This window comes from Halostella pelagica (assembly GCF_004762015.1).
Classification (GTDB): domain Archaea; phylum Halobacteriota; class Halobacteria; order Halobacteriales; family Natronoarchaeaceae; genus Halostella; species Halostella pelagica.
Map to the genome: position 1 here is coordinate 562,982 of NZ_SJES01000001.1, position 26,985 is coordinate 589,966.

General features: G+C 68.9%; 22 protein-coding genes. 12 read left to right on the top strand and 10 right to left on the bottom strand.

The annotated features are described in order from the left end of the window. Positions 1–69 precede the first annotated feature (69 nt). Complete coding sequence (gene thiD / locus EYW42_RS02805) at positions 70–1,437, top strand: bifunctional hydroxymethylpyrimidine kinase/phosphomethylpyrimidine kinase (RefSeq protein WP_135533731.1); 1,368 nt, start codon at positions 70–72, stop codon at positions 1,435–1,437. Between the two features lie 14 nt (positions 1,438–1,451). Here thiD and EYW42_RS02810 read toward each other — a convergent pair whose 3' ends face one another. Then, positions 1,452–1,868, bottom strand: a complete 417-nt coding sequence (locus EYW42_RS02810) for a hypothetical protein (protein WP_135533732.1) — start codon at positions 1,866–1,868, stop codon at positions 1,452–1,454. Between the two features lie 83 nt (positions 1,869–1,951). Here EYW42_RS02810 and mutS point away from each other — a divergent pair, with 83 nt between their 5' ends. Then, positions 1,952–4,651, top strand: coding sequence for a DNA mismatch repair protein MutS (gene mutS / locus EYW42_RS02815; RefSeq protein WP_135533733.1), 2,700 nt, complete (start codon positions 1,952–1,954; stop codon positions 4,649–4,651). Between the two features lie 67 nt (positions 4,652–4,718). Here mutS and EYW42_RS02820 read toward each other — a convergent pair whose 3' ends face one another. After that, positions 4,719–6,224, bottom strand: a complete 1,506-nt coding sequence (locus EYW42_RS02820) for a hypothetical protein (protein WP_135533734.1) — start codon at positions 6,222–6,224, stop codon at positions 4,719–4,721. A gap of 239 nt (positions 6,225–6,463) precedes the next feature. Between EYW42_RS02820 and EYW42_RS02825 the strand changes: the two genes are divergently transcribed. From EYW42_RS02825 to EYW42_RS02850, 6 genes are all read left to right on the top strand, one after another. After that, positions 6,464–7,612: a site-2 protease family protein gene (locus EYW42_RS02825; protein WP_135533735.1), complete on the top strand. Its 1,149-nt coding sequence runs from the start codon at positions 6,464–6,466 to the stop codon at positions 7,610–7,612. Between the two features lie 88 nt (positions 7,613–7,700). Continuing rightward, positions 7,701–10,040, top strand: coding sequence for a DNA mismatch repair endonuclease MutL (gene mutL / locus EYW42_RS02830; RefSeq protein WP_237561262.1), 2,340 nt, complete (start codon positions 7,701–7,703; stop codon positions 10,038–10,040). 164 nt (positions 10,041–10,204) lie between these two features. Further along, entirely contained in the window at positions 10,205–11,158 is a 954-nt protein-coding gene (kdgK1, locus tag EYW42_RS02835; protein WP_135533737.1) for a bifunctional 2-dehydro-3-deoxygluconokinase/2-dehydro-3-deoxygalactonokinase, read from the top strand. Between the two features lie 143 nt (positions 11,159–11,301). Beyond that, positions 11,302–12,702 carry a dihydrolipoyl dehydrogenase family protein gene (locus EYW42_RS02840; RefSeq protein WP_135533738.1) on the top strand — a complete coding sequence of 467 codons (1,401 nt, stop codon included), beginning with the start codon at positions 11,302–11,304 and terminating at the stop codon, positions 12,700–12,702. Between the two features lie 133 nt (positions 12,703–12,835). Further along, a complete protein-coding gene (locus tag EYW42_RS02845) occupies positions 12,836–13,603 on the top strand; it encodes a CbiX/SirB N-terminal domain-containing protein (RefSeq protein ID WP_135533739.1) in 768 nt (255 codons plus the stop codon). Between the two features lie 275 nt (positions 13,604–13,878). Further along, on the top strand, positions 13,879–14,409 hold the full coding sequence (locus EYW42_RS02850; protein WP_135533740.1) for a hypothetical protein: 531 nt from the start codon (positions 13,879–13,881) through the stop codon (positions 14,407–14,409). Positions 14,410–14,506: 97 nt separating this feature from the next. Here EYW42_RS02850 and EYW42_RS02855 read toward each other — a convergent pair whose 3' ends face one another. The 4 genes from EYW42_RS02855 to cobN form a co-directional block, all read right to left on the bottom strand. Then, positions 14,507–14,890 carry a hypothetical protein gene (locus EYW42_RS02855; protein WP_135533741.1) on the bottom strand — a complete coding sequence of 128 codons (384 nt, stop codon included), beginning with the start codon at positions 14,888–14,890 and terminating at the stop codon, positions 14,507–14,509. 114 nt (positions 14,891–15,004) lie between these two features. Continuing rightward, a complete protein-coding gene (locus EYW42_RS02860) occupies positions 15,005–15,757 on the bottom strand; it encodes a cobalt-precorrin-7 (C(5))-methyltransferase (RefSeq protein ID WP_135533742.1) in 753 nt (250 codons plus the stop codon). Beyond that, positions 15,754–16,500, bottom strand: a complete 747-nt coding sequence (locus EYW42_RS02865) for a precorrin-8X methylmutase (protein WP_135533743.1) — start codon at positions 16,498–16,500, stop codon at positions 15,754–15,756. The genes EYW42_RS02860 and EYW42_RS02865 overlap by 4 nt, the downstream gene beginning before the upstream one ends. Then, positions 16,490–20,383 (bottom strand): cobaltochelatase subunit CobN, encoded by a 3,894-nt coding sequence (cobN, locus tag EYW42_RS02870; RefSeq protein ID WP_135533744.1) that lies wholly within the window; start codon positions 20,381–20,383, stop codon positions 16,490–16,492. Before cobN ends, EYW42_RS02865 begins: the two co-directional genes overlap by 11 nt. Positions 20,384–20,418: 35 nt before the next feature. On the opposite strand from cobN, the gene EYW42_RS02875 reads away from it, so the two are divergent. The 4 genes from EYW42_RS02875 (at position 20,419) to EYW42_RS02890 (ending at position 23,937) form a co-directional block, all read left to right on the top strand. Further along, entirely contained in the window at positions 20,419–22,593 is a 2,175-nt protein-coding gene (locus EYW42_RS02875; RefSeq protein WP_135533745.1) for a VWA domain-containing protein, read from the top strand. A gap of 117 nt (positions 22,594–22,710) precedes the next feature. Beyond that, on the top strand, positions 22,711–22,896 hold the full coding sequence (locus EYW42_RS02880) for a CbtB domain-containing protein (RefSeq protein WP_135533746.1): 186 nt from the start codon (positions 22,711–22,713) through the stop codon (positions 22,894–22,896). Next, positions 22,896–23,591 (top strand): CbtA family protein, encoded by a 696-nt coding sequence (locus EYW42_RS02885; protein WP_202613790.1) that lies wholly within the window; start codon positions 22,896–22,898, stop codon positions 23,589–23,591. The genes EYW42_RS02880 and EYW42_RS02885 overlap by 1 nt, the downstream gene beginning before the upstream one ends. Further along, on the top strand, positions 23,575–23,937 hold the full coding sequence (locus tag EYW42_RS02890; RefSeq protein WP_135533748.1) for a (2Fe-2S) ferredoxin domain-containing protein: 363 nt from the start codon (positions 23,575–23,577) through the stop codon (positions 23,935–23,937). Before EYW42_RS02885 ends, EYW42_RS02890 begins: the two co-directional genes overlap by 17 nt. Here EYW42_RS02890 and EYW42_RS02895 read toward each other — a convergent pair. The 4 genes from EYW42_RS02895 to EYW42_RS02910 all read right to left on the bottom strand — a co-directional run bounded on the left by EYW42_RS02895 (position 23,900) and on the right by EYW42_RS02910 (position 26,940). After that, on the bottom strand, positions 23,900–24,679 hold the full coding sequence (locus EYW42_RS02895) for an MOSC domain-containing protein (protein ID WP_135533749.1): 780 nt from the start codon (positions 24,677–24,679) through the stop codon (positions 23,900–23,902). The two genes, EYW42_RS02890 and EYW42_RS02895, sit on opposite strands and share 38 nt — an antisense overlap. Before the next feature lie 189 nt (positions 24,680–24,868). After that, entirely contained in the window at positions 24,869–26,137 is a 1,269-nt protein-coding gene (locus tag EYW42_RS02900; RefSeq protein WP_135533750.1) for an outer membrane protein assembly factor BamB family protein, read from the bottom strand. Next, a complete protein-coding gene (locus tag EYW42_RS02905) occupies positions 26,130–26,501 on the bottom strand; it encodes a DUF3209 family protein (RefSeq protein ID WP_135533751.1) in 372 nt (123 codons plus the stop codon). Before EYW42_RS02905 ends, EYW42_RS02900 begins: the two co-directional genes overlap by 8 nt. Positions 26,502–26,562: 61 nt before the next feature. Further along, entirely contained in the window at positions 26,563–26,940 is a 378-nt protein-coding gene (locus EYW42_RS02910; RefSeq protein WP_135533752.1) for a hypothetical protein, read from the bottom strand. Between the last annotated feature and the right edge of the window lie 45 nt (positions 26,941–26,985).

Here is a 26,985-nt window from a genome sequence, read left to right on the forward strand (position 1 = left end):
ACGACGGACAGAAGGCGACTACTCTCCGACTCCATCACTGCTTTGTATCACCAGGTAATACCACCGGATATGAGACAGCCAGCACCAGTCGACCGTCCCGTTGTCCTGACGGTCGCGGGGAGCGACTCGGGCGGCGGCGCGGGGATACAGGCGGACCTGAAGACGATGGAGGCCCGCGGCGCGTTCGGGACGAGCGTGGTGACGAGCGTCACCGCGCAGAACACGACCGGTGTCGAAAGCACGCACGTCCTGCCCGTCGAGGAGGTGGCGGCGCAGTTCGACGCCGTCCGCGACGACATGGACGTGCGGGCGGTCAAGACCGGGATGCTCGCCACCGCAGCGGTGATCGAGACGGTGACCGAGCGCGTGGCCGCGGACGACGCGCCGGCGGTCGTCGATCCGGTGATGGTCGCAACGTCGGGCGACCGCCTGCTCGAACGCGAGGCCGAGAGCGCGTACGAGGATCTTGTCGCTGAAGCGGCGCTCGTGACGCCAAACGCCGACGAGGCGGCTGTGCTGACAGGTATCGAGGTCGTCGACGAACCGAGCGCCCGCGAGGCCGGCGAGGCGCTCGTCTCGATGGGTGCGGAGGCGGCGCTCGTGAAGGGCGGCCACGTCGAGGCTGACGCCGACGTGGTCCGGGACGTTCTCGTCACCGCCGACGGCGTCGAGACGTTCGAACACCAGCGAGTCGAGGGCGCAGCCACGCACGGGTCCGGTTGCACGCTGTCGTCAGCGATCGCGGCCGATCTCGCGGACGGCGGATCGCTCGTCGACGTCGTCGAGCAGGGCGTCGCGTTCATGGAGCGGGCGATCCGTTACCACCACGACATGGGCGAGGGCCCGGGAGCGGTGCATCACCTCGCCGCGCTCCGCGAGCGCGCCGACCGACAGCCGACCGCCGAGGCCGTCCACAGCGTCGTCCGGGAGTTCGTCGATGCCGACGTGAGCGCCGTCGTTCCGGAGGTCGGGATGAACGTCGTCGGCGCGACACCGTACGCCGAGGAGACGGCGGAGACCGCCGCGGTCGAGGGGCGGATCACTCGCACGATGAGCGGCGTTCAGCCGAATCGCGGCGTGCGCTTCGGCGCGTCGAGTCATGTCGCGCGCTTCCTGCTCTCGGCGCGGGAGTTCGACCCCGACCTGCGCTTCGCGGTGAACTGCCGGTTCGACGGCGACGTGGAAGCGGCGCTCGACGACCTCGGCTGGACCGTCGCGGAGTACGACCGCGACGCCGAACCCGAGGACGTGAAGGAGACGGAAGGGAGTACGATGGGTTGGGGTGCGCGGCAGGCGTTCCGGGCCGCCGACGGAAGCCCCGCGGTCGTCCTCGACCGCGGCGAGGTCGGTAAGGAGGAGATAGCGAAACTGGTCGCGCCCGACATCGAGACGATAGTCGAGCGAGTGCGTTCGCTAAACCGGGCCGTCAGTCGGTGACTGCAGTCCGGCAGTTACTCGTTTTCCCGGTCGTCCGTGCGACGAGACGGGTCTTCGGCCTCCACCGACGGCGACTCGTCCGCTGACCCGCCGCCGCGGACCGACCGAACCTGTGTCAACGCGGACTCGACGGTCCATCCGGCCCAGCGGGCCTCGGCCCCGGTCCAGGCGACCAGCGTGAGAGAGAGAACGGCGATACCGGCGAGTTCGGCGAATCCCACCCGGACGGGGAGCAGGGAAAACAGCGTCGAGGTGAAAGTGTCGGGGACGAACGCCTCCCACGCGCCGAGCAGGTCGACCCACCACTTGACGACCCCAACATCGTCGCCCCGGTCCGTCGACCTGACAGCGTAGCTAAGTCCGACCGAAAGCAAAGCGACGAACACGACGGCGGCGAACCCCGCCCGGAGGAGTTCCCGTCTGGATACCACTGTGATGGTACTACCACGACGGGAGGGAAATATACTCTGCGGAACCCGGAGGGTTTTAGCCGCCGACGCTCCGAAGGGTGGATATGACAGAGGCGACGGGGATAGTCGGGGAATTCCTCGGACTGAAAGCGGAGACCGACGCGGACATCCTGACGATGCAGTGCGGGGACTTCTACGAGTTTTTCGCCGACGACGCGGAGACGGTCAGCGACGAACTCGATCTGAAGGTCTCGCAGAAATCCTCGCACGGGTCGTCGTATCCGATGGCTGGCGTCCCAGTCGACGACCTGACGCCGTATCTCAAGGCGCTCGTCGAACGCGGCTACCGCGTCGCCGTCGCCGACCAGTACGAGACAGAGTCCGGCCACGCCCGCGAGATAGAGCGCGTGGTCACGCCCGGCACCCTGCTGGAGACGACGTCCGCCGACGCGCAGTATCTCGCGGCTGTCGTCGCCGCGGACGACGGCTACGGCCTCGCGTTCGCCGACGTGACGACCGGCCGGTTCCTCGTGACGGACGTCGGCGGCGAGGACGCCACCGGCCGCGCGCTGACTGAGCTGTACCGCTTCGACCCCGCCGAAGTGCTGCCCGGACCCGACGTTCGCAACGACGACGACGAGTTCGTCTCCGCCGTCCGGGAGCGCGTCGACGCCGCGGTGACGCTGCACGACGCCGCCGTGTTCGAACCGGGACGGGCCCGCCACGCCACCCGCGAGCAGTTCGGCGACGAGACGTTAGACAGCGTCGGCGTCGACGACGACGGACCGGCGGTGCAGGCGGCGGGCGCCGTCCTCTCGTACGTCGAGGAGACCGGCACGGGCGTGCTAGCGTCGATGACCCGCCTCCAGCAGTACCACGGCGACGACCACGTGGAACTCGACGCGACCACCCAGCGCAACCTCGAACTCACGGAGACGATGCAGGGCGACCGCTCGGGGTCGCTGTTCGCCACGATCGACCACACCGTCACAAGCCCCGGCGGCCGCCTGCTGAAGGAGTGGCTCCAGCGGCCGCGTCGCTCCCTGGAGACGCTCGAACGGCGACAGGCCAGCGTCGCCGCGCTGACCCGCGGCGTGATGGCCCGCGAGGGGTTGCGGGAGACGCTCGGCACGGCCTACGACCTCGAACGGCTGGCGTCGAAAGCCAGCTCCGAGAGCGCCGACGCGACCGACCTCCTGCGGGTGCGCGACACGCTCGGCCTCCTGCCGGACCTGGTCGACGTCGTCCAGAACGACCCCGAACTCTCGGAGTCGCCGCTCTCCGATATCGTCACCCGCCCGGACCGCGCCACGGCGGCCGACCTCCGGAACACGCTGGACGAGGCCCTCGCCGATGACCCGCCGTCGACCGTCAGGCAGGGCGGTCTGCTGACCACGGGGTACGACGAGGAACTGGACGAGGTGATCGAGCGCCACGAGCAACTCCAGGAGTGGTTCGACACGCTCGAAGGCCGCGTGAAATCGAAACACGGCCTCGCGCACGTCACGGTCGACCGGAACAAGACGGACGGCTACTACATTCAGGTCGGGAAGAGCGAGGCCGACCGGGCGCCCGACCACTACGAGAACGTCAAGACGCTGAAAAACTCCGAGCGGTTCGTCACGGCCGAACTGGAGGAGAAAGAGCGGGAGATCCTTCGTCTGGAGGAGCGACGCGGCGAACTGGAGTACGAACTGTTCCAGCGACTCCGCCGCGACGTCGCCGACCGCGCCGAGTTGCTCCAAGACGTCGGCCGCACCGTGGCGACGCTCGACGCGCTTTCGAGTCTCGCAACCCACGCCGTCGAGAACGACTGGACGCGGCCGGCGCTCCGCCGCGACGGCGACCTCCGGATCGAACAGGGTCGCCACCCCGTCGTCGAGCAGACGACCGAGTTCGTCCCGAACGACGCCGCTCTCGACGGCGACCGGCGGTTCCTCGTCGTGACGGGACCGAACATGAGCGGGAAGTCGACGTACATGCGCCAGGTCGCGCTGATCACGCTGCTGGCGCAGGTCGGGAGCTTCGTCCCCGCCCGCGAGGCCGAGATCGGACTCGTCGACGGGATCTACACCCGCGTCGGGGCGCTTGACGAACTCGCGCAGGGGCGTTCGACGTTCATGGTGGAGATGCAGGAGTTGAGCAACATCCTCCACTCCGCCAGCGAGGACTCGCTGGTCATTCTGGACGAGGTGGGACGGGGAACGGCGACGTACGACGGCATCTCCATCGCGTGGGCCGCGACCGAGTATCTGCACAACCAGGTCAGAGCGAAGACCCTCTTCGCGACGCACTACCACGAGCTAACGGCGCTCGCCGACCACTTAGACCGTGTCGCAAACGTCCACGTCGCGGCCGACGAGACCGACGGCGACGTCACCTTCCTGCGAACCATCCGCGACGGCCCGACGGACCGGTCGTACGGCATCCACGTGGCGGACCTCGCCGGCGTTCCCGCCCCCGTCGTCGACCGCTCGCGGGACGTACTCGAACGCCTCCGCGAGGAGAAAGCCGTCGAGGCGAAAGGCGACGCGGGCGGCGGCGAACCGAAACAGGTCGTCTTCGACGTCGGCAGCGGCGAGATGAAACCGGCGACCGCGGACGGCGGGGCGACGACCGGGGCGAGCGCGGACGGCGCGGACACAACCGATGCCACTGACGCCGGTGGTACGGCGGACACCGACGCGCTCGACCCGGAGACGGAAGCGGTTCTGGAGAACCTGACCGATATCGACGTGGACGAGACGCCGCCGGTCGAACTGATGACGAAAGTCCAGAAGTGGCAGGAGCGCCTGAGCGAGTAGAGACACCGCGGTATAAGGCGCTGAGAGTGCGCGTCCGCATTACTCCGCGGACAGTCCGGTATCGCTGTCACTCGGCGGCCGCGTCTCGGCTGACTTCGTAGTCCTCGCCCCGGAACCGGAACCGCCGCGTCGACTCGTCGGATCCAAAAACGGCGTTAGCGACATGTTCGTCAGTACGAACGACGACGCGGTCGACGTCTGCCGTCATGGCAGAGAGCGCATTCCGAAGGCCTCTACCGCGGGACAGGCCGCCACTGGAACCCATCACCTGTTCGGCGATCACCCGTTCCGTGGCCGAGACAGTCCGCGTTACCGCGAACGTCGCGTCCGGTGGGTGTTCGCCGTCGCCGTATCGGTCCGTCGTAACCGTGACGGTGTTGCCGTTTTGCTCGGCGGTGGCGTCGTCGGTCGGCACCAGCGTCACCGGATCACCCGTCAGTTCGACCAGCGCGGCGCTCTCGTCGGCCGGGTGCCCGTAGCCGGCGACCACGGCGTACTCGCCGCCGCCGAGGTAGCCCTGGGTGAGGCCGCGACACCCGCAGTTCTCGTGACCGCAGGGGACGGCCTCGCCGTTGAACGCTCGGAGCGACCACTGCTCGCGCCCGCCCGGCGGGAGGCTTCGACAGTCCGCGGTGTGGAAGGCAGGACAGACGTGGAACCACCTGCCGTCGACGAGTTTGTAGAGGTTCCAGTGGCCACACCCTAGCTCCTCGTGGCTGTTGTTGACCATCTCGAAATCGATCCGTCCGTCGAGTTCGATCCGCTCGGCCGAGGGGCGGACGAACGCGGGCGTCGTGCTGTCTGCCTCGTGGAACCACTGAACAGTTCGGTCGTTGTCGAACGCGGGGACGGACCGCCCGGCGAACCGCGATTTGGCCTCCGGGCCGGGAGCGTCCGTGTTCCAGACGGTCACGCTGGCGGACTGGTCGTCGCCCCGGTACTCGTAGGTGCCCGTGGGCCGGCCCGACATCCCTCGCTCGCCGACGAGAACGTACTCCAGTTCGACGCGCTCACCGGGGTCCATACGGTAGGTTTCGGTCATCCAGGGACCGATATCCTTGACTCGCCAGTAGCCGTCGTCGGTACGAATGACTTCCGGCACCGTCTCCGCGAGGTCGTTGTTCTCGGTCGGCGCGAAGTGGAGGCGCGCCTCGTGGTCGTACCCCGCGGGCTGCCGCCCGTGCGTCCCGCCGACGACGGGGATCCATTCGATTCGGAACGTGTTCGCGAAGTCGTTTCCGTTCTCGAACCAACCGCGAAGCCTTGCCGGGTGGTCGGCGGTTGCTGTCCTATCGAACCACAGCGCGATGCGCGCTCTGTCGTCGGTGTGCATCGACGTCGGGCCGAACGCGTACGTTCGCGGCCCGGTCTCCAGTTCGACGACGCTCGCCCACCCCTCGGGCTGGGAGTGGTCGTCGGGCCGGGTGCCTGTCTCGCCGTCATCCGTCGGACGACCCGTCGTCCGAGTCCCGTCGTTCGTCGGCACGCTGTCGCCGTTGCCCGTGGAGAGCGAACAGCCGGCCAGTCCGGACGTCCCGGCCGCAAGCGCTGTGAGGAAAGCACGTCTGTCCATAGTTTCCGTACCGAATTTGAATGTAAATCCTTTCGGAAGGCACAAACGCCGGTTTCAGTAAACGGCCGGCTATTCCCCGCCATCCGCCGTTCCTGTCACTGTCCACACCCCCGCACCGCGCGGTCAAGTGAGTCCGAACGGAACCGTCGGCGACGACGTCTCGACCGCGCCGGCGGACTCTGGCGCGAGTAACGCGTACTGGGCGGACGACTTATCCGCGTCTCGACCTTTCGATATGTATGCGCAACTTCACCGTCGCCCGGATCTGGGGGATCCCGATCCGGATCAACGTGTCGCTGCTCGTTTTTCTTCCCGTACTGGCGTGGCTCATCGGGAGCGGCGGGCAGATATCCGCCTACGAAGGGGTCATCGAGGGGCTAACCGGCGTCGAGTTCGACCCCGGAACGCTGGAAGCGGGAACGACACCATGGATCATCGGCGTCGCGGCGGGCGTTGGCCTGTTCGCGAGCGTTCTCCTGCACGAACTCGGTCATTCGTGGGTGGCGATGCGGTACGGGCTGTCGATCGAGTCGATCACGCTGTGGATCCTCGGGGGCCTCGCCGCGCTGAGCGCCATCCCGCGCGAGTGGGACCGTGAGTTCTGGATCGCCATCGCCGGCCCGATCACGAGCGTCCTCGTCGCTGGTGTGAGCTACGTCGCCCTGCTCGCGACGCCGTCGTCGCTGCCGGTCGTCAGGTTCGTCTTCGGATGGCTGGCGATCACGAACGTCGCGCTCGCGGTGTTCAACATGCTTCCCGCCTTCCCGATGGACGGCGGCCGGATCCTCCGGGCGCTGTTGGCACGGAACCGTTCCTACGCCGGCGCGACGCGGATCGCGGGCCGAATCGGCGTCGTCTTCGCGGTGCTTTTCGCCGTCGTCGGCGTCATGGCGTTCGACGTGATCCTCCTGTTGCTCGCCTTCTTCATCTACGGTGCCGCCACGACCGAGTCCAGAACTGTCCTCATCGACGAACTCCTCGAAGGGCTGACCGTCGGCGACGTCGCGACACGCGACGCCGAGGCCGTCCCGGCCGACTCGTCCGTCGCGGAACTGGTCAACCGTATGCTTCGAGACCGGCGGACCAGTTACCCGGTGCGCGTCGACGGGTCGGTCACGAGCGTCGTGACGCTCTCCGACCTCCGCTCGGTCTCCGAGGGCGACCGCGAGACGACCAGCGTGCGGTCGGTCGCGCGTGAGGTCCCCCGCGTCGAATCGTCGACCGACGCGTTCGAGGCGCTCGCGACGTTCAACCGGGCCGACGGCGGGCGCGCGCTCGTCGAGGAAAACGGCGATGTCGTCGGCGTGCTGTCGCAGGAAGACTACTCGCGTGTCCTCGCCATGCGGCGCGATATCGGCGGGACGCTCCCGACGCGCGTCCCGCAGTGACCGCCGGCCGCTCCCGCACGTTCAAGTAGTCTCGGACGGAACCGCCGGCAATGACTCCCCGACCCGCGACTGCGGAGGTGTCTCCGCCGTGAGCGACGCGACCGAGGACTCCGACATCCGGAAGCTAGACGAGTCGACGGTCCAGCGCATCGCCGCCGGCGAGGTGGTCGAGCGACCGGCGAGCGTCGTGAAGGAACTGGTCGAGAACAGCCTGGACGCGGACGCCTCCCGCATCGACGTCACCGTCGAGAGCGGCGGCACCGATCGGATCGCGGTCAGCGACGACGGCACGGGGATGACCGAAACCGACGTTCGGACCGCCGTCCGCGAACACACGACGAGCAAGATACGGAACGTGGAGGACCTGGAATCCGACCTGTCGACGCTCGGGTTCCGCGGCGAGGCGTTACACACCATCGGAGCCGTCTCGCGGGCGACGATCACGACGAAGGCTCGCGACGGCGACGGCGCGGCGACGGAACTCCGGTTCGAGGGCGGCGAGGTGACAGCGGTCTCGCCCGCCGGCCGACCCGCCGGGACGACGGTCGAGGTGACAGACCTCTTCTACAACACCCCCGCGCGGAAGAAGTACCTGAAGACGGAGGCGACGGAGTTCGCGCACGTCAACCGCGTCGTCACCCGATACGCGCTGGCGAACCCGGACGTGGCGGTATCGCTTTCCCACGACGGCCGCGAGACGTTCTCGACGACCGGCCGGGGCGACCTCCGGGCCGCGCTGCTTTCGGTGTACGGCCGCGAAGTGGCGGAGTCGATGATCTCGGTCGACGCCTCGGCCGAGGACCTGCCGGCGGGGCCGCTCGACGAGGTGTCGGGGTACGTCAGCCACCCCGAAACCAACCGCTCCAGCAGGGAGTACGTCTCGTCGTTCGTCAACGGGCGGTACGTCACCGCGAGCGCGGTCCGCGAGGCCGTGATCGACGCCTACGGCGGTCAGCTCGCGTCGGACCGCTACCCGTTCGTCGTCGTCTTTCTGGACGTGCCCGCCGCCGACGTGGACGTCAACGTCCACCCGCGGAAGATGGAGGCCAGATTCGGCGACGAGGCCGGCCTCCGTCGACAGGTCGAGGCGGCCGTCGAGGGGGCGCTGCTCGACAACGGTCTCGTCCGCTCGAACGCGCCGCGCGGCCGGTCCGCACCGGACGAGGCGACCGTCAGCCCGGATTCGCCGTCGGACGGCCGAGCGCGGTCCGAGGCGGGCGTCGACGGGGGGGCGGACGGCGGTGCCGACGCGAACGGCGGAACCAGCGCGGACGGCGTCACGAGCCCGAACGCCGGCGAGACGGCGGCCGACGTTACGTCGTACGGGGACGAGAGCGGCTCTGGCGACGTATCGACGGCAGACGACGGCGGTGACGCGACAGCGGTCGAGTGTGGAAGCGTGACGGCGGAAACGGACGAAAGCTCTACGGACGCCGTAGAACTCGACGGACGTTCGCCCGGTGACGGTTGTACCGAGAGGGGAGCCGCGTCACCAGCACGGACTGCGGACCCTGACCCGGAGCGGTCGACCTCGGGGACCGCAGAGATATCGGGAACTTCGCACGCACCGAGATCCGCGGAGACGCAGGAACCGACGGCCGAAGCCGACGGTGCCGCGGCGGACGGAGCGGCCCCGGAGGGTCCGGGGGTCGACTCGGCGGACGACGCGGCGACCGGCGGAACGAACGCCGACGGAGCCGAACGCGACTCCGCCGGCGCTGGGCGGGACGCGTCGCCGAAGTTCGGCGGCGGCACGAACCAGCGAACGCTCGCCGGCGAGTCCGTCGACCGGACCCGCGAGTACGAGAGCCTCCCGGCGATGCGGGTGCTGGGACAGTTCAGCGACACCTACGTCGTCGCGGAGACGGAGACCGGTCTGGCGCTCGTCGACCAGCACGCGGCGGACGAGCGGGTGAACTACGAGCGCCTCCGCGAAGCGTTCGCGGACGACACCACGGCTCAGTCGCTTGCCGAACCGGTCGAACTCGAACTGACGGCGGGCGAGGCGGCGCTGTTCGAGGAGTACACCGACGCGCTGGCGAGCCTCGGCTTCTACGCGAACCGCGCGGGCGACCGCACCGTCGAGGTGACGACCGTGCCCGCCGTCTTCGACGAGACGCTCGACCCGGCGCGCGTCCGGGACGTGCTCGCGACGTTCGTCTCGACGGCGGACGAGGCGTCGGGGCGGGAGACGGTCGAGTCGCTGGCGGACGAATTCATCGCGGACCTGGCCTGCTATCCCTCCGTCACCGGCAACACGTCGCTCACGGAAGGCGCGGTGACGGAACTGCTGACGGCGCTCGACGGCTGCGAGAACCCCTACGCCTGCCCGCACGGCCGCCCCGTCGTGATCGAACTCGACGAGGACGACCTCGCGGAGCGGTTCGAGCGGGATTACCCCGGTCACGGCGGCCGCCGCGAGGCCTGACCGAGGCCGCCCGGGGAACGCGAACGTGTCCAGCGCCCCGGAACCGCTACGAAACACGAGCGATCGGGGGGACTTATACCAGTCCCGTCCGTTTGCGGGGGTATGAACCGGACGATCGACCGACGTGAATCGGCCGAGCGCCCTCCAGCGCCCGGAAAGAACACATGAGCGACCTCGTAACGTTCGGCGAGACTATGCTCCGCCTCTCACCGCCCGGAGACGAACGCCTGGAGACGGCGTCGGAACTGGAGTTCCGAGCGGCGGGTGCGGAGAGCAACGCCGCGGTCGCCGCCGAGCGTCTCGGAGCGGTCTCGACGTGGATGTCGAAACTTCCCGACTCCCCGCTCGGTCGTCGCGTCGACAACGGCCTGCGCGGGTACGGAATCGACACCGATGTCGTCTGGTCGGACGAGGGCCGCCAGGGGACGTACTACCTCGAATCAGCCGGCGCGCCCCGCGGGACAAACGTCGTGTACGACCGAGCGAACGCCGCGGTGACGACGGCGAGCGCCGAGGAGTTCGACCTCGAAGCCATCCGAAACGCCCGCGCCTTCTTCACGAGCGGGATCACGCCGGCGCTGTCCGACACGCTCCGGGACACGACGGCGAACCTCCTTCAGGTCGCCAAGAAGGCCGGCACGACGACCGCATTCGACCTGAACTACCGCTCGAAGCTCTGGTCCCCGGGCGAGGCGCGCAAGACGGTGACGAAGCTCTTTCAACTGATAGATATACTCGCCATCCCCTTCCGCGACGCGGAGACGGTGCTCGGATACGAGGGTGACGCACCGGAACTCGCACACCACCTCGCCTCGAAGTACGACTTCCAGACGGTCGTCGTCACGCAGGGCGAACACGGCTCGCTCGCCTGGCACGACAACGTCGTCCACGACCAAGAGGTGTACGAGACCGACACCGTCGACGCCATCGGCACGGGCGACGCCTTCGTAGGCGCGTTCCTCGGTCGCCGCCTGACCGGCGACGACGTACCGCGTGCGCTCCAGTACGCCGCCGCCACCGCGTCGCTCAAGCGCACTATCCCCGGCGACGTCGCGACAGTGACTAAACGGGAAGTCGAGTCCGTCATCGGCGACGACCTCGATCAGATATCGCGGTAGCCGGCGTTACGACCGCCGTCCCTGTCAGCCTCAGTCTGGCCGGTATCGCCGCTTTCGTTCCGACACGCACGGGAGTTCGAGTCGTGCGCCCCTGACGCACAGTTCCCCGAACGGATAAGCGGCAGGGGGCCGCACGCTCTCCTATGCCACACGTCGCCATTATCGGCGCGTACGGGAGCGCCGGCGTCGCCGCCGCGGGCGAACTCGTAGACGAGTCGGACGTGGAACTGACGCTGATCGACGACGGGGAACCCGGTGGCGGCCTCTGCATTCTTCGAGGCTGTATGCCGTCGAAGGAGGTCATCTCGGCGGGCGCACACCGCTTTCAGGCCCGTCACGACCACCGCCTGACCGGGGACCTCCCCGAGGTCGACTTAGAGCGCGTCGTCGAGACGAAAGACGACCACGTACTCGGGTTCGCGGAGCACCGCCGCGAGGCTGTCCACGAGATGGCCGAGCGCGACGACGTGGAGTTCCTGCACGAGGCGGCGCGGTTCGTCGACGACCGGACTCTCGCGGTCGGCGACCGGACGATAGAGACCGACTACGTAGTGATCGCGACGGGGTCGACCGTGAACGTACCCAATATCGACGGAATCGACGACGTGGACTACGCGACGAGCGCGGACGTGCTGGACGCCACGGATCTCCCGGAGTCGGGCGTCGTGATGGGGTTCGGCTATGTCGGGCTGGAGTTAGTGCCCTATCTCGCCGAAGCGGGCACCTCGCTCACCGTGATCGAACACGACGAGCGCCCGCTAGACGAGGCGGACCCCGAGTACGGCGACGAACTCCTCGACCTCTACGAGGAGGAGTGGGACGTAAACGTGCTGACGGAGACGTACGAGGAACGGCTCGAACCGACCGACGACGGCGGCGTGCGTCTGCATCTCGACCGCGACGGGGACGACGAGGCGGTCGAGGCCGACGAACTGTTCCTCTTTACCGGCCGCCGGCCGAACATCGACGGCCTCTGCCTCGAAGAGACCGCGCTCGATCCGGGGGCAGGGTGGGTGCAGGACACGATGCAGGCCCGCGATGACGAGCGCGTGTTCGTCGTCGGCGACGTGAACGGGCACGAACCGATCCTCCACGTCGCGAAGGAACAGGGGTTCAAAGCGGCCGAGAACATCCTGTCGCACTGCCGCGAACAGACGCTTTCCTCGTACGAGAACGTCCACCACCACGTCATCTTCTCGGGCCTCGGCGTCTACCCCTTCGCCCGCGTGGGCCACTCGGTCGAGTCGGCCGAAGCGAAGGGGGTCGACCACGTCGCCGTGACGCGCGAGGCGAGCGACGACGGGGTGTTCAAGTCGAAGGACGTTCCAGAGGGTCGTGCGACGCTCGTCGTCGACCCCGACGACGGGACGGTACTCGGCTATCAGGGACTGCACTACCACGCGGACGTCATGGCGAAGACTATGCAGGTCGCAGTCGAGATGGAACTGGACGTGCGCGACCTGCCGGACCGGGCCTACCACCCCACGACGCCGGAGATACTCGACGGCCTCTTTCGTGAAGCGAGCGACCGCTTTGAGGAGTGACGAGCGCCGGATCGCCCGACGTGAAGGGGGTACGATCGCCGAAACCTCCCGAGACGCAAGTTATTTAACCGATTCCATCGATTCGTTAGTCAACCTGAGTTGCGCTAAAGCAAACTCAATTGAACAAAGTACAATGACAGACGCGCTCCTTCTCATCGCCCGAGACACGACCCAAGCCCGCGACGTGGTCGGGACCCACGCTCGGCGACTCCGAGAGTCCGACATCGCCGACTCGGTCCGGACCGCCTACTACGAACACGACACCGTTCACGAACTGGCCGACGAGTTCACCGACATCGAGGCCGAGACGGTGTACGCGTTGCCGGTAACGATCGCACACACCTACGAGACGACGGACGACATCCCGGCGGCGCTGTCGTACTGCCCCGGAGAGGTCCACTACTGCGAGCCGATCGGACGCAGTCCGGGCGTCACCGGAGCGATCTGCGACCGCGCCGCCACGCGTTCCCCCCGCGCGGACTCGCTCGTTCTGGTCGGGTTGGGTAACAGCGCGCTCCCGTACGGCCGACAGACCGTCGAACATCACGCCTCGCGTCTCAGGGACCGGGGCACCTACGACGAGGTGGAGACCTGCTATCTGCTGCAAAACCCCGCCGTGGAGTGCGTCCGGTACAACGTCACTGGCGACGACGCGGTCGCAGTACCGCTGTTTCTCACCGGCGGGCGGGCGACCGAGGAGGAGATCCCGCGGAAACTGGAACTCGACCGCGGCGGCATCGCCTACGCCGACGTGCTCGGGACGCACGAGGGCGTGACCGACGCGATGCGCGCGGCGGTCGACACGCAACGCGTCATGGCCGGCGGCTCGCACCCGTCGTCGTTCGAGGCGACGCTGGCGATGAACGCCCGGCCGATGGCGACCGACGGCCGCGGCGACTGAGGAGCGGACACTACATCGCCGCGGCCCCGCCGAGGGACCGGAGCGCCCCTCGACGACCGGAAGCACGTCTCACTCGTCCGGAACGATCTCGACAGTCATGCCGCGGCGCAGGTCTTCCGCGCGGGAGGGCCCGTCAACATAGCCGGATCGTCGTCGCGACCGTCCAGTCCACCGGAAGCGTCCCGAGCGTACGGCGACGGACGCGAGGCCCCGGAATCACTCGGAACGGCGAGAGGTGGCGACGGACATAATCGTCGCTGTCGCCTACCGCCCGTGTGGTCAACGCGTTCTGGCTGGACCGCGACACCGCTCGCGCCGTCGAGTACCTCGTGGACAAACACGTGCTGAGCAGCGTCTTCGAGTGTTCGATGGTGCTGACGACGGCAGTCCAACTCAACGGTTACCCAGGGTCCGACGACCTCTATTTCACGCACCCGGACCACCCGCTTACGGTCTGGACCGCGGACTCGCTCGCGAACTGGAACCGCCTCCGCGAGTACGTCCGCCTCGCTCACGAGGAGTGGCGGCATCGGTACGACCACCCGCCCGAGAAAGAACACGGGTCGTGGGCGACGGTCGAGTCGCTGGACGAGGAGACTGTCGCCGGACTCGACTGGCCGAGCGAGGAGGCGTCCGACCCGCCGCAGGTCACCGGCGAGTGGCAGGCCACCGACTACGTGGACGCATACCGCCTCTACTACGCCAACGAGAAACGCGGCCTGTTCGAGTGGACTGGCCGCGACTGCCCGCCGTGGATCGAGGCGTACACCGTCCCGGACGGGAACGAGAGCCATCCGTACGAGTAGCCGACCTGACCGTTCGGTCCGCGTTGGTCGCTGAGCGCTCGCCGCTCGTCGTCCACGGGCGTCGATAGCGCCGGGCCTAGTCGTCCGTCGGCGTCACCTACTTCCGTCCCGACTCGGTATCGCCGCGCTCGACTTCGATGCGCTCGGGTTCCCGGTCGCTCTGCTGACTGGACTGCCCCCCGCCGATCAGTTTCGAGCGGAGGTCTTCCGTGATCGACTGCACCTGGTCCCTGATCGTCTTGACCTCCTCCTCGAACTCCTCGACGGACCGCTCGACGTAGTAGACGCGCTGTGCGGGGATCCGCCGCACCGTGTCTCTCCCCTCCATCCGCTCTTCCTCTTCCGTCTCCTCGTCGTCTATCTTGATGATCCAGTGGTCCTGGAAGTACGCCACGTGTTCGTTGTCGACCGTCCGCTCGACGGCGTCGCCGTCCGGTCCCTCGTACACGATAGTCGCCTGTCCGATGTCCTCTTGTACCATGTACGAGGATAGCCCGCGGACACGGGTAGTCCTAGGCAACTGTGGGCGAGGAGTCATGTCGGGGACCGCGAAAGGCGACGCGAGTCGCAGGCCCGTCGCGGGGGCGGGTCGTACCTACCGCCGTATGGCCAGCACCGACAGGTCGGAAAACGGCGTCGACTCGGGGCCGCTCCCGCCGGCGTGTTCCGTCAGGCTGCCGAGCGTCGTCCGCGTGATCGACTCGTCGTCGTGAGTCAGCCGTTCCAGCACGAGCGCCGAAAGTGACGGGTCCGCGCCGGCGTCGAGCAACTCTGCCGCCACGTCGCCGGGCATCAGGTCGAACGGCCGCGGCAGGACGAGCAGGTGGCGGTCGCCGACGGCCGCGCGGAGTCGGTCGAGGTCGTCGGTCAGGTCGCCGCTCTTGTGGAGCGTGACGAACTCGCTGTCCTCCATCGGCGTCCGCGCCCTGCTGGCGGCGACCTGGAGCGAGGAGATGCCGGGAACGACGCGGACGGGGCGGTCCGCTGCGTCGTCTACCTTGCCGAGGAACTGGTAGCCGGAGTGGTTCGGGTCACCCATCAGCACCGCGGTGCCGCGCTCGCCGGCGGCGACGCGCTCCGCGAACGTTTCCAGCGCCGCCGCCTCGTCCTTGTACCCGCAGGTCAGCAGGTCGGCGTCGGTCAGGTCAGCGACGAACTCGACGACGGTCTCGAAACCCACGAGCACGTCCGCATCGCGGATCGCTCGCTCGCCCCGCGGCGTCAGGAACTCGGGGTTTCCGGGGCCGATGCCGACGGCGTAGACGGGAGTTTCAGGGGCCGGATCCTCCGGTTCGGCCGCCGCGAACGTCGCCGGGTCAGGGCCGGCGTCGAGGTCGTAGTCGCTCACGGGTCGCGCTCCGCGAGGGTGACCTCGCCGTCTCTCGCGTCGCTCGCCACGTGTACCAGTTCGTTCGTCAGGCCCGCGGCGAGGCCGCTGCCGCCGCGCCGGCCGACGTTCGTGACGGCGGGGACGCCGTGTTCCTCGCAGACCTCGCGCAGGCGTTCCCGACTCTCGGCGGCCTTCACGAATCCGACCGGCGTCGCGACGACGACGGCCGGGCGGGTGCCGTCCTCGATGCAGTCCGCGAGCGCCAGCGCCGCGGTCGGGGCGTTGCCAATGGCGGCGATCGCACCGTCGTAGACGCCCTCCTTGTCGAGTTCCAGGACCGACGCCGCGGTTCGGGTCATCCCCGTCTCGGCGGCGAGTTCCGTACCGTTTCCGATGGCCTTCCGAACGGGACAATCGTGGCCGCGACCTGTGATCCCCTCCATGACCATCGTGATGTCCGTGACGATCGGCTGTTCGTCCAGCACCGCCCGCGCGCCGACCCGGACCGGTTCGCTGTCGTCGGTCCCGGTAAAGCGCACGAGGTGCTGGAACTCGGGGTCGCCGGTCGCGTGGACCGACTTCTGGCGTATCCGGTCCGCGAGCGTCTCGTCCGGCACGATCCGCCGAACGCGGTCCATGCTCGTCTCCGCTATCTCCATCGCATTCGAAGTCGTCGCGCCGAGGTCGGCGTACTCCTCGAAGTCACCGTCGTCGGACTCGGATCCGGCGGAGTCGGCGTCTTCGGCTCCCTCAGTCGTCATCGCTTGCCACCTCCGTGGAGTCCGTCCCACTGGCACGCGCTTCCAGGTCGCCGTCGACCCGCAGGTTCAGGTCGCGCAGGCGCTCCTCCGTCTCGTCGTCGGCGTCCCAGAGGTTGCGCTCGACCGCTTCCAGCAGGGTGTCGGTGATGCTCTCCAGCGCCCACGGGTTCACGTCGCGGAGCCAGTCCTGCCGGTCGGCGTCGAAGGCGTACTTCTCGGCCACGTCCTCCCAGAGCGTATCGCTGACGACGCCGGTCGTCGCGTCCCAGCCGAGGACGACGTCGACGGTGGTCGAGAGGTCGCCCGCGCCCTTGTAGTCGTGTTCCTCCATCGAATCGAGCCACTGCGGGTTGAGGACGCGGGCGCGCATCGCCTTGCGGACCTTCTCCTCGTTGGTGTACACGTCGACGTTGTCCGGGTCCGAGGAGTCGCCGACGTAGGAGGCAGGTTCCTCGCCCGCCGTCTCCGCGACGGCGGAGATGAAGCCGCCGTGGAACGCGTACCAGTCCGAGGAGTCGAACTCGTCCTGTTCGGCGGTGTCTTCGATCTTTACGGTCGCCTCGACGCTGCCGAGGCGACGCTCGAAGGCGTCGTGGGCCTCCAACACCTTCCCGCGAGAGCCCATGGCGTAGCCGCCCCACTGGACGTACACCTCTGCCAGATCGGAGCGGTCGTCCCAGTTGCCCTCGTCGACCGCCTTGTTCGTCCCCGCGCCGTAGCCGCCGGGACGGGTCGTGAACACGCGGTGCGTGGCGGCCGCCCGGGCGTCGCTCTCGTCCAGACCGCGCTCTTCGGTCAGGCGCTCGGCCTCCTCCTCGACGTGCTTTTTGACGTAGTTCATCTCGTTCGGTTCGTCGAGGTCGACCACCGCCTCCACCGCGTCGTGGATGACGCCCGCCGCGGCGGGGAAGGCGTCACGGAACAGCCCGGAGACGCGCGTCGTCACGTCGATGCGCGGGCGGTCCAGTTCGGAAAGCGGGATCGGTTCCACGTCGTCGACCCGACCGGCATCTGTCCACACCGGTTCGACGCCCATCAGCGCGAGCACCTGCGCGATGGTTTCGCCGCGGGTGCGGACGGTCGGCGTGCCCCACGCGACGACGCCGATCTCCTCGGGGTACTCGCCCTCCTCAGCGTGATGGCGCTCGGCGACGCCGTCGGCGACCTCGCTGCCGACCTGCCACGCGCTCTTCGCTGGCACCTTCCGCGGGTCGAGCGTGTAGAAGTTCCGCGCCGTCGGCAGGAGGTCAACGCCGCCGCGGGTCGGCGCACCGCTGCCGCCCGGCGGGACGTACTCGCCGGCCAGCGCGTCTGCGGTGCGGGGGATCTCGTCCTCGGACCCCTGGACACGCGGTTGCGCCTCCTCGCAGATGTACGTGAGCGCCTCCCGTAGGTCGTCGTGTGCGCCGCGCTTGGCGCGACCGTCACCGAGCGGTTCGATGTCGACGACGAGCAGGTTGGCGTTCACCTCGTCATCCGGTCCCGCCTCCTGCTCGTTCGCCGGCAGGTCGAACTCGTACTCCGCGAGCGTCTCCACGAGGTCGACGCTCGTCTCGTACACCTCGTCGGCGGCCTCGGCGTAGGTCATCCCGAGGGTCTCGTCGTACGCGCCCGGTTCGTCGAGCATCGTCTGGTAGTCGACGCCGAGGACGCCGGCGACGCTCTCGCGGAGGCTCGGCGCGCCCGGGTTTTCGAGCCGGGTGAGCGCGACGAGATACTCCACGAGACGGTCGTCAGCGGGCGGTTCGCTCATCGTGTGCAGGCCGAGGCGGATCTGCGTCGTCTTCACGTCGGTGACGTACTCGTGGACGCGCTCGACGAGTTCGTCGATGTCCGCCTCGTCCCCGTCCACGTCGCCCTCCGCCAGCGTCGTTCCCGCCTCGTCCGGCCCGCGCACGTCGGCCTTCTCGTCTATCTCTCCGGCGATACCCAACTCGACCGCGAGGTCGAGTTCGTCCACCGTCTCCCGGATCAGCTGTTCGAGATGCTCGCCGTCGTCGGTGCGAGCGTCCTCCATCCCGGCCTCTCGGTAGCGGTCGGCGAGTTCCTCCAGTTCGGCTATCTCGTCGTACGTCCCAGCGTTCGACATCACCGGCGTCAGGTAGTCGACGACGGCGGCGTAGGAGCGGCGCTTGGCCTGCGTCCCCTCACCGGGATTGTTGACGATGTACGGGTAGACGTTCGGTAGGTCGTCGATAAGCTGGTCGGGTGCACTCTCGCCGTTCAAACCGACGGTCTTGCCCGGGAGCCACTCTAGACTGCCGTGCGTGCCGAGGTGGACGACGCCGTCGGCGTCGAACTCGTTCCGGAGCCACGAGTAGAACGCGACGTAGTCGTGGGGCGGTTGGAGGTCCGAGTCGTGGTACACCTTCGACGGGTCCATGCCGAACCCGCGCGGGGGCTGAACCGTCACGAGGACGTTGCCGAACTCCACGCCCGGGATGGCGAACGGGCGGTCGGGGGCCTCGCCCCACTCTTCGACCACGTTCTCTCTGAATCGCTCGTCGGTTTCGGCGAACCAGTCGGCGTACTGCTCCGGCGACACCACGTCGACCGAGCGCTCGCGCACGTCTTCCGGCGCGACCCAGCGGTCGTCCAGCGTCAGTTGCGAGGTGAGCGTCTCGACGAGCGACTGGCCGGACTCTGGCCGACGGCCTCCGAGGTCGTACCCTCGCGCGCCCAGTTCGTCGAGCAGGTTCACCGTGCTCTCGGGGCTGTCGAGGCCGAACGCGGTGCCGATGCCGTCGTCGCTCGGCGGGTAGTTGTGCAGGACGACGGCGACCCGTTTCTCGTCGTTGGGTACGTGGCGTAGGTGCGCCCAGTTGACGGCGAGGCGGGCGGCGTGGTCGACCCGGTCCTCGATGGGGAAGTGCTGTTTCGGTGCGGAGCCGATACCGGCGTCGTCGTCGGTGCGCTCCTTCCCACTGATCGGGTGGGTGATGACGTTGCCGTCGAACTCCGGCAGCGCGACCGACAGCGCGAGTTCGAAGCCCATCACGCCCGTGTCCGAGGACTGGTAGCGCGAGCGCGACCGCATCGTCGTGATCGTCTGCAGGACGGGGACGCCGAGGCGGTCGAGGAACACGTCCTCGGCGGAATCGCCCTCGTCGGCGGCGCTGCGGCCCCGCTCGTCCATCGACAGCGAGAACATAAAGGAGGAGAGGACGGCGTCGACGACCGGGTCGCCCTCGTCGTCCGTGAGCCACTCGTCGGTGACCCACTCGGCGTCTTCCTGCTCTTCCGTGTCGGTCGCCGGGTTGCAAAACACAGGGAGCGCGTCCGCGCCCTGCGCCTCGACGTGGCGGACCAGCGCGTCGACGTACCGCGTGTTCTCGTGGGTCCAGTGCGACTCGTAGAACCAGACGGCGACCGTGGGACTGTCGGGGTCGAGCGAGGCGCGCAGTTCTTCGTACTCGGCCCCGGGGTGGTCCGGGTGGTAGACGCCCTCGGTCGGAAGCGCGACGGGTTCGTCGTACTCCCGCTCCGCGTCGGCGAACTCGTCGACGAGGTAGCGCACGCAGTTCTCGACGTTGACCGCGCCGCCGCGGTCGAGGTATTCATAGACCGTCTCACGCTGCTCGGCGGCGGCGGAGGTGTCTTCGAACGCGAACGCGTCGCCGGTGGCTTTCACGACCAGCGGCGTACCGGCCTCCGCCAGACGGGAAACGGCGCGGTCGTAGCCGGGCATGCTGTCCTCTGCGCCGTGGAGCCAGAACACGGCGGCCGTGGCGTCGGCGGCGGCCTCGACGAACTCGTCCACGTCGGGTTCGTCGTCCAGGTCGCTCTCCGAGCGCACGACCAGATCCGCGTCTATCCGCTCGGCGGCGCGCTGGACGGCCCCGAGCTCGTTCTCGGTCGCGGTGTAGATGGCGATGGTAGGCATAACGTTGTTAAACCTCTATTGTGAATAATACAAGTATGGTTGATTTAGCGAGCGGCAAAAAGCTGTCGACGGCCGTGCCGTTCGGGGCGGTCGTCGGGCAGGCGGCGCTGAAGGAGGCGCTGCTCGTCGTCGGCGCGAACGACGCGATAGACGGCCTGCTCGTTCGCGGCGAGAAGGGGACCGCCAAGTCCACCGCGGTGCGGGCGCTGGCCGACCTCCTCCCGGAACAGCGTGCCGTCGCCGACTGCCCGTACGGCTGTCCGCCGGACGACCCCGACCGGCAGTGCGCGGACTGCCGCGAGCGCGCGGACCCGCCGGTCGAGACGCGCCCGGTCCCGCTCGTCACCCTGCCGCTGGGCGCGACGCGAGAGCGCGTCGTCGGCACGCTGTCGGTCGCGGACGCGCTGGACGGCGACCCCGAGTTCGATCCCGGCCTGCTCGCCCGGGCGAACCGCGGCATCCTCTACGTCGACGAGGTGAATCTACTCGACGACCATCTCGTGGACGTTCTGCTCGACGCCGCGGCGAGCGGCGTCAACCGCGTCGAACGTGACGGCGTCAGTGTCGCCCACCCCGCGGAGTTCACCCTCGTCGGGACGATGAACCCGGAGGAGGGTGATCTGCGACCCCAGCTACGCGACCGCTTCGCGCTCCAGGCGACGGTGACCGGCTGCGAGGACGTCGACGACCGCGTGGAGATCATCGACCGCGCGCTGAACGACTCGTGGGCGGCCGCTGACGACGCCACCGCCGACCACCGCGAGTCGCTGCTTTCCGCCCGCGACCTGATAGACGACGTGACGCTCCCCCGCGAGTTCGCGGCGGAGATCGCAGAGCTCTGCCGGGATGCCGGCGTCGACGGCCACCGCGGCGACATCGCCACCGCACGGGCCGCCCGGACCATCGCGGCGCTTTCCGGCCGCGCGAGCGTCATCGAGGGCGACGTGCGCCGCGCCGCAGAGCTGACCCTGCCCCACCGACTTCAGTCGAAACCGTTCGAGGACGCGCCCGACCCGGAGGACGTGGTGGACGACCACTTCGACGAAGGGGAGAGCGCGGGCGACGACACGGCAGACGGTAGAGACAGTGACGATGGCGACGGCGAGAGCGGCGCGGACGGCGACGAGGCAGGTGGTTCCGGCGACGCCGACGGAGAGAGAAACGAACCGACTGAGGACGGAGACAGTTCGGACAACGGATCGGGCGAACCCGGCAAGAGCGACGATACCGGTGGCCAGGACGGCGGCGCAGGCGACGCACCCCAACCGCGACCAGCCGGGGGGAGCGACGGCAACAGTCCGGACGAGCGCGACGGGTGCCGCGGCGATACTGACGATGGCGAAGCGGGCGACCCGGAGAACGGGAACGACGAGAACCGCCCCGACGGTGACGACGGGGTGGACGGCACGCCGCTGATCCCCGGTCAGACCCGGGCTGAGGTCGGCGACGCCGTCGCGCCGGGCGTGGAGACGGAGGCGGCGACAGCGGCGACGGGCGCCGGCGGCACCGGCTCCCGCGCCGACCTGACCCCCAGCGCGGACAACGAGGGAGCACGAGTCCGCACCGAACGAGCTGAATCGGGGAGCGTCGACGCCGCCGCGTCCGTCAGGGCGGCCGCGGCGCGCGGGTCGGACAGCGTCGAGTCACGGGACCTCCGGCAGTCGGTGCGCTCGGGCGAGAGCAACGCCTTAGTCGTGTTCGCGCTGGACGCGAGCGCGTCGATGCGCGGGCCGATGCGGACGGCGAAGGGCGTCGCGCTGGAACTGTTGCAGGACGCCTACGAGCAGCGCGACGACGTCGCCGTCGTGGCGTTCGCGGGCGACGACGCCGAGGTGCTCCTGCCGCCGACGGACAGCGTGACGCTGGCGGCGCGGCACCTGAAGGAACTGCCCGTCGGCGACCGGACGCCGCTCCCGGCGGGCCTGCGGACGACGAGCGAAGTCGTGGCGCGGGCCGACCCCGCGACGAGCGTCGTCGTGCTCGTCACCGACGGGCGGGCGAACGCGAGCGAGAACCCCACTGCGGAGACGCGAGCGGCCGCCGAGGCGCTCGCCGACCGGGGCGCACACGTCGTCGCCGTGGACGCCGGCGGGGACGACCGTACCGGCCTGACCGGGGACGTTGTCGAGGCTACCGGCGGCGAACGGGTGCCGCTCTCCGCGCTCACCCCCGAGCGCGTCGAGCGGGCGGTCGGCCGGGCGCGAGAGTAGCCGGGTGTCCGCCGGACCCGGGAGTGATCGACGGTCGAAGGGACCGACGGCCGAGACGGACGCGACGAGAGGCGGAAGTTTTACAACCATATTTGTTCTATTGAAAGTAGAGTTTCAATGGAGACCGCAGACACCGTTCACGACCGCATCGAACGCGCGGGCACCGAACTGACGCCGACGCGAGCGGCGCTGGCGATCGGCCTCGCGGCCGCGATCGGCTTCACACTCATGTTCCTGCAGGACCCGATGGCCCACGACGCGATGCACAACTTCCGGCACGCCGCCGGCGTCACCTGCCACTGATGTACGACGCCCTGAAACGCGGCGTCGGCGCGGGAGCGGTCGCAGGCGTCGCGTACGGCCTGTTCGTCGCACTCGTGGCGACGCCGGCGATCGCGTTCGCCGAGACGTTCGAGGCGGGCCACGGCCACGAGTCCGGCATCGACCTCGTCGCGGCCGCACCGAGCGTCGTCGGCGGCGGCCTGTTCGGCCTGTTGCTCGGGGCGGCCTTCGGGGTGGTGTACTACCTGTTCGAACCCGCGCTACCGGGCGCTACCGACACGCGGAACTACCTGCTCGCGGCCGCCGGGTTCGTCACCGTCTCCGGCGCGCCGTGGCTGGCGCTACCGCCGCAGGCACCCGGCGCGGAGTACGCGCTCGGGAGCGACGCCAGACTCGTCATCTACGCGGGGATGATGGCGCTCGGAGCGCTGGCCTGTGCGCTGTCGGCGCTCGCCTGGCGGCGGACCGAGGGCACCGCGACCGTCGCTCGCGCGGCGGCCGCCCTCCTTCCGTTCGGCCTCGTCGTCGCCGCGGCGTTTTTCGTGCCGACGGCCTCCTCGTCCGGCCCGATCCCGGACGGGCTGGCGACGGCGTATCGCGGCCTGGTCGTCGTCGGGCAGGTCCTCCTCTGGATGACGCTGGCGACCGCACACACTTGGCTTCTCGACCGCACCGCCGCCTCGGAACTGACGATCCCCCGTGAGACGCCGCACTGACGAGGTCCGCGAGGAGGGATTTACCGATCACGTCCTCGTCTGCACGAACGACCGCGACGCCGAGTACGCCTGCTGTGCGGACGTCGGCGGCCGCGAAGTGCTGGACGCGGTGAAGTCGTGGCTCCGCGAACGTGACGTGTTCTGGTCGCACGTCTACGTCGCCGAGACCTCCTGTCTCGGCCTCTGTAGCGAGGACGGAACCGCGATAGCGATCCAGCCGCGAAACGAGTGGTACTCCGACGTGACCCCTGACGAGGTGCCGGCGCTGCTCGACGGAGAGTTCGGCCCAGCGGCGGACCGCCTCGGCGTCAGTCCGACAGCATCCGTACCGAGTCGCCAACGCTGATCGTTTCTCCCCGGCCGGGTCCGGGAACGCGCGTGTTCGTCATCAGCTTGTAATAGTGGTCGAACCGCTCCGACGGCGTCCACTCGGGAAGCGTCTCCTCGCGCTTTTCGACGAACCGCTCCTGAAACCCCTCCGTTCGTTCACCCGTATCCGGATCGCGGGTCGGAACGGCACAGCGGCCGCAGGGACCGTCGCCTTCGAACCGAACGTCTCCGATCTCGAAGGACCGCGTTCCGTCCGCACCGTAGAGCCTGTCCTCCCAGAACGGCGGGACGCCGCCGATCTCGACGTTGGCGCGGAAGCGGCGACGCGTGCCGTCGACGGTGACGCCGCCGAACCAGGACGCCACCTCTCGGAGCGTCGCCGCGCTGATCACCGTCGGTCCCCGGTCGGGTCGGTCCGGCATGCCGGTCTCGTCGCGCACCACGGTGACGTCGAAGCCGAAGTAGTCGGAGAGCCAGGCGTTCAGGTCCGCACGGTCGTTCAGGTCGAACTCGCGGCGCTCGTTCTCGCCTCTACGGCCGATGACCACCGTCTCGCTCTCGCGGTCGACTGAGACGGAGAGGCCGTGGACGTCGGGCGTCCGGATGCCGTTGACGTACTCCCCCTCGTTGTCGACGATAGCGAACTCGCGGTCGCCGGCGAGACAGCCGCCCGACACCAGTTCTGCCCGCTCGCGCTCCGCGCCGTCCAGCGACTTGATCGGGTAGGTCCGGATCCGTTCGACCGTCGGTAGTTGCACGCGAGGGGATTCTTCGGCAGCGATTACAAGGGTTGTGGTCGGTGAAAGAACCGTTCCCTGACCGCCGCGCGTCGGGGAGGTCCCCGCGGTCGTTCACCGGCGAATACATGATTTTATTTTGAAACCCAACAATAATTGGGCGACTACCGGAGGGTCGGCGTCGAGAGCGTGTCGCGGGAGGGCTCCGGATCAGACGCGCCCGACGTGCAGTCGGTGCGCGCCGCGGCGTTCGCCGTCATCGTGATACTCGACTGGTTCCTCGACGGCGGCGACGGTGTCCCCTGAAAGCGACGCCGCGGTGACGACGCCCGCGGCGTCGAGGAGTTCGCGGCGGCCCTCCGTCACGTCGAACGCGCGGAGCGCGTGGTCGCCGGGGTCGCGCTCCCGGAAGTTCTGCGCGCCCGGCGCGGCGACGAGGTCGCCGTCCGCGCCGAGGCCGGTGACGAACCCGCCCACCCCGTCGGTCCACCGGCACTCGCCGTCGGGCGAGTAGCCGAAGGCGGTGTGATCGCGGGGGTGGCGTGCCTCCGTCTCGCGGCCCTCCTCCGGGTAGGTGTTGCCCGTGACGAAGACGACCCCCGCGTCCGTCGCGTGGACGTGGTTCGGGTAGGCGTACACCGTCTCGCCGTCGCGCTCGACCGGCGTCGCGAGGTCGGCGCGCCAGCGGACGGCCCCGTCGCGGTCGAGGACGTAGCCGCGGTAGTCGCCGTGACTGGTGACCGCGACGCCGTCCGCGAGGAGGGACACGTCGCCGCAGCGCCGCTGCCCCTCGTTGCCGGGGTCCCAGTCGACCAGCGGGTCGCCGCTCTCCGCGTCCAGCACGACCAACCCGTGCTGGTGGTCGTCGAGGCAGCGGTTGAACGCGACCGCGAGACGGTCGTCGCGGCGGTCGAGCGCGATAGGGGAGGCGTCCGTCTTGAACGTCCACTCGATGGAGCCGTCGGCCTCGAACGCGTAGACGACGCTCTCGAAGACGCGGTCAGGGCCAGATTCAGTCCCGTCGCGCTCGTACCGCCGGCTTGCGACGTACGTCCGGTCGCCGTCGGTGACGATGTCGGCGACGAACGGGTAGAAAAACCGCGTTTCCTTCTGCGGGTCACCCACGTCGGCGGCCGTCTCGTAGCGCCAGCGGACGTTCCCATCGGTCGCGTCGAGAGCGGTGACCGCGCCGGACGGGCCGCGCTCACCGACGACGATTCCGGAACCCTCGCCGCCGTCGAGTGTCGCCAGTGACACCGGTTTTCCGCCGCAGTCGACGGACCAGCGCCGGTCGAGGCTCTCGCGGTCGAACGCCCGGATATCGCCGTTTGCAGTGCCAGCGACGACGAGGTCGCCGGTCAACAGGACGCTCGACCGGCGACCGCGGTGGCGCGACCCTGCCGCCGGTACGTCGCCGAGGTCGAGGCTCTCGTGGTCGGGCGCGGCGGGCGTCTCGGTCGGGTCGGCGGCGTCACTCATCGGTCGGGAACGTCTCGTGCAAGACGTGGTGAGCGTCCCCGAGGCCGTCGAGGACGCTCTCGCCCTGCGCGGTGAGTCGCCCCACGGCACGCTCCGCGTCGCGAACGGCGACGAGGCGGCCGCGGAGGTAGTCGTACTCCTGCGAATCGCTGTCGGCCTCGGCGACTTCCTCCTCCAGATCCACGAGCGCCGCGTCGAGATGACGCTCGATCTCGGAGAGCGAATCAGCGTTCGCGAGGCCCTCGATGGGGCCGTCGAGTGCGCCGTCGAGTTCGTTCTCCGCGTGCTCGCGGGTGCTTCGGTCCTCGGTGCCGAGGACGTTCATCAGTCCGAGTCGTAGGGCTTCGAGTTCGTGACAAGTCATGGATGTGTATCGGTCGGTCGGGTCGTTCGGCGATGCGGTCCGTCGAAACCGGACGACGGCGTTACGGAGTCGGGAGCGACACTCGCGGTCGCCAGCGGAGAGCCACCGCGTAGGCGACGAGAAGCGAGACTGCGAGGACGAACGGGACCAGCGCGTCGGAGCGGCCGTCCCCCGAGGCGTCGACGCCGACGGCCGAAATAGCACCGGCGACAACGGCCAGCAGGGCGACCAGCACGACGAATCCGATCAGCGCGTAGCCGAACTCGTCTAACCGGTCGCTCCACGCGGCGTGGACAGCGAGCCCCAGGCCGACAGTCGTCGGAAGCAACCCCGGGAGACTCGTCGGGTCGGTCACGAGGAGACCGGTGATGACCAACACGCCGACCCCGTAGGTGAGAAATTCGACCATCCGGTCCAATCGCTCGTCGAAAGAGGGCATAGCCAAACGCTTCGGAGAGTGAAATAAAGTGTCTGTCGGTCGGTT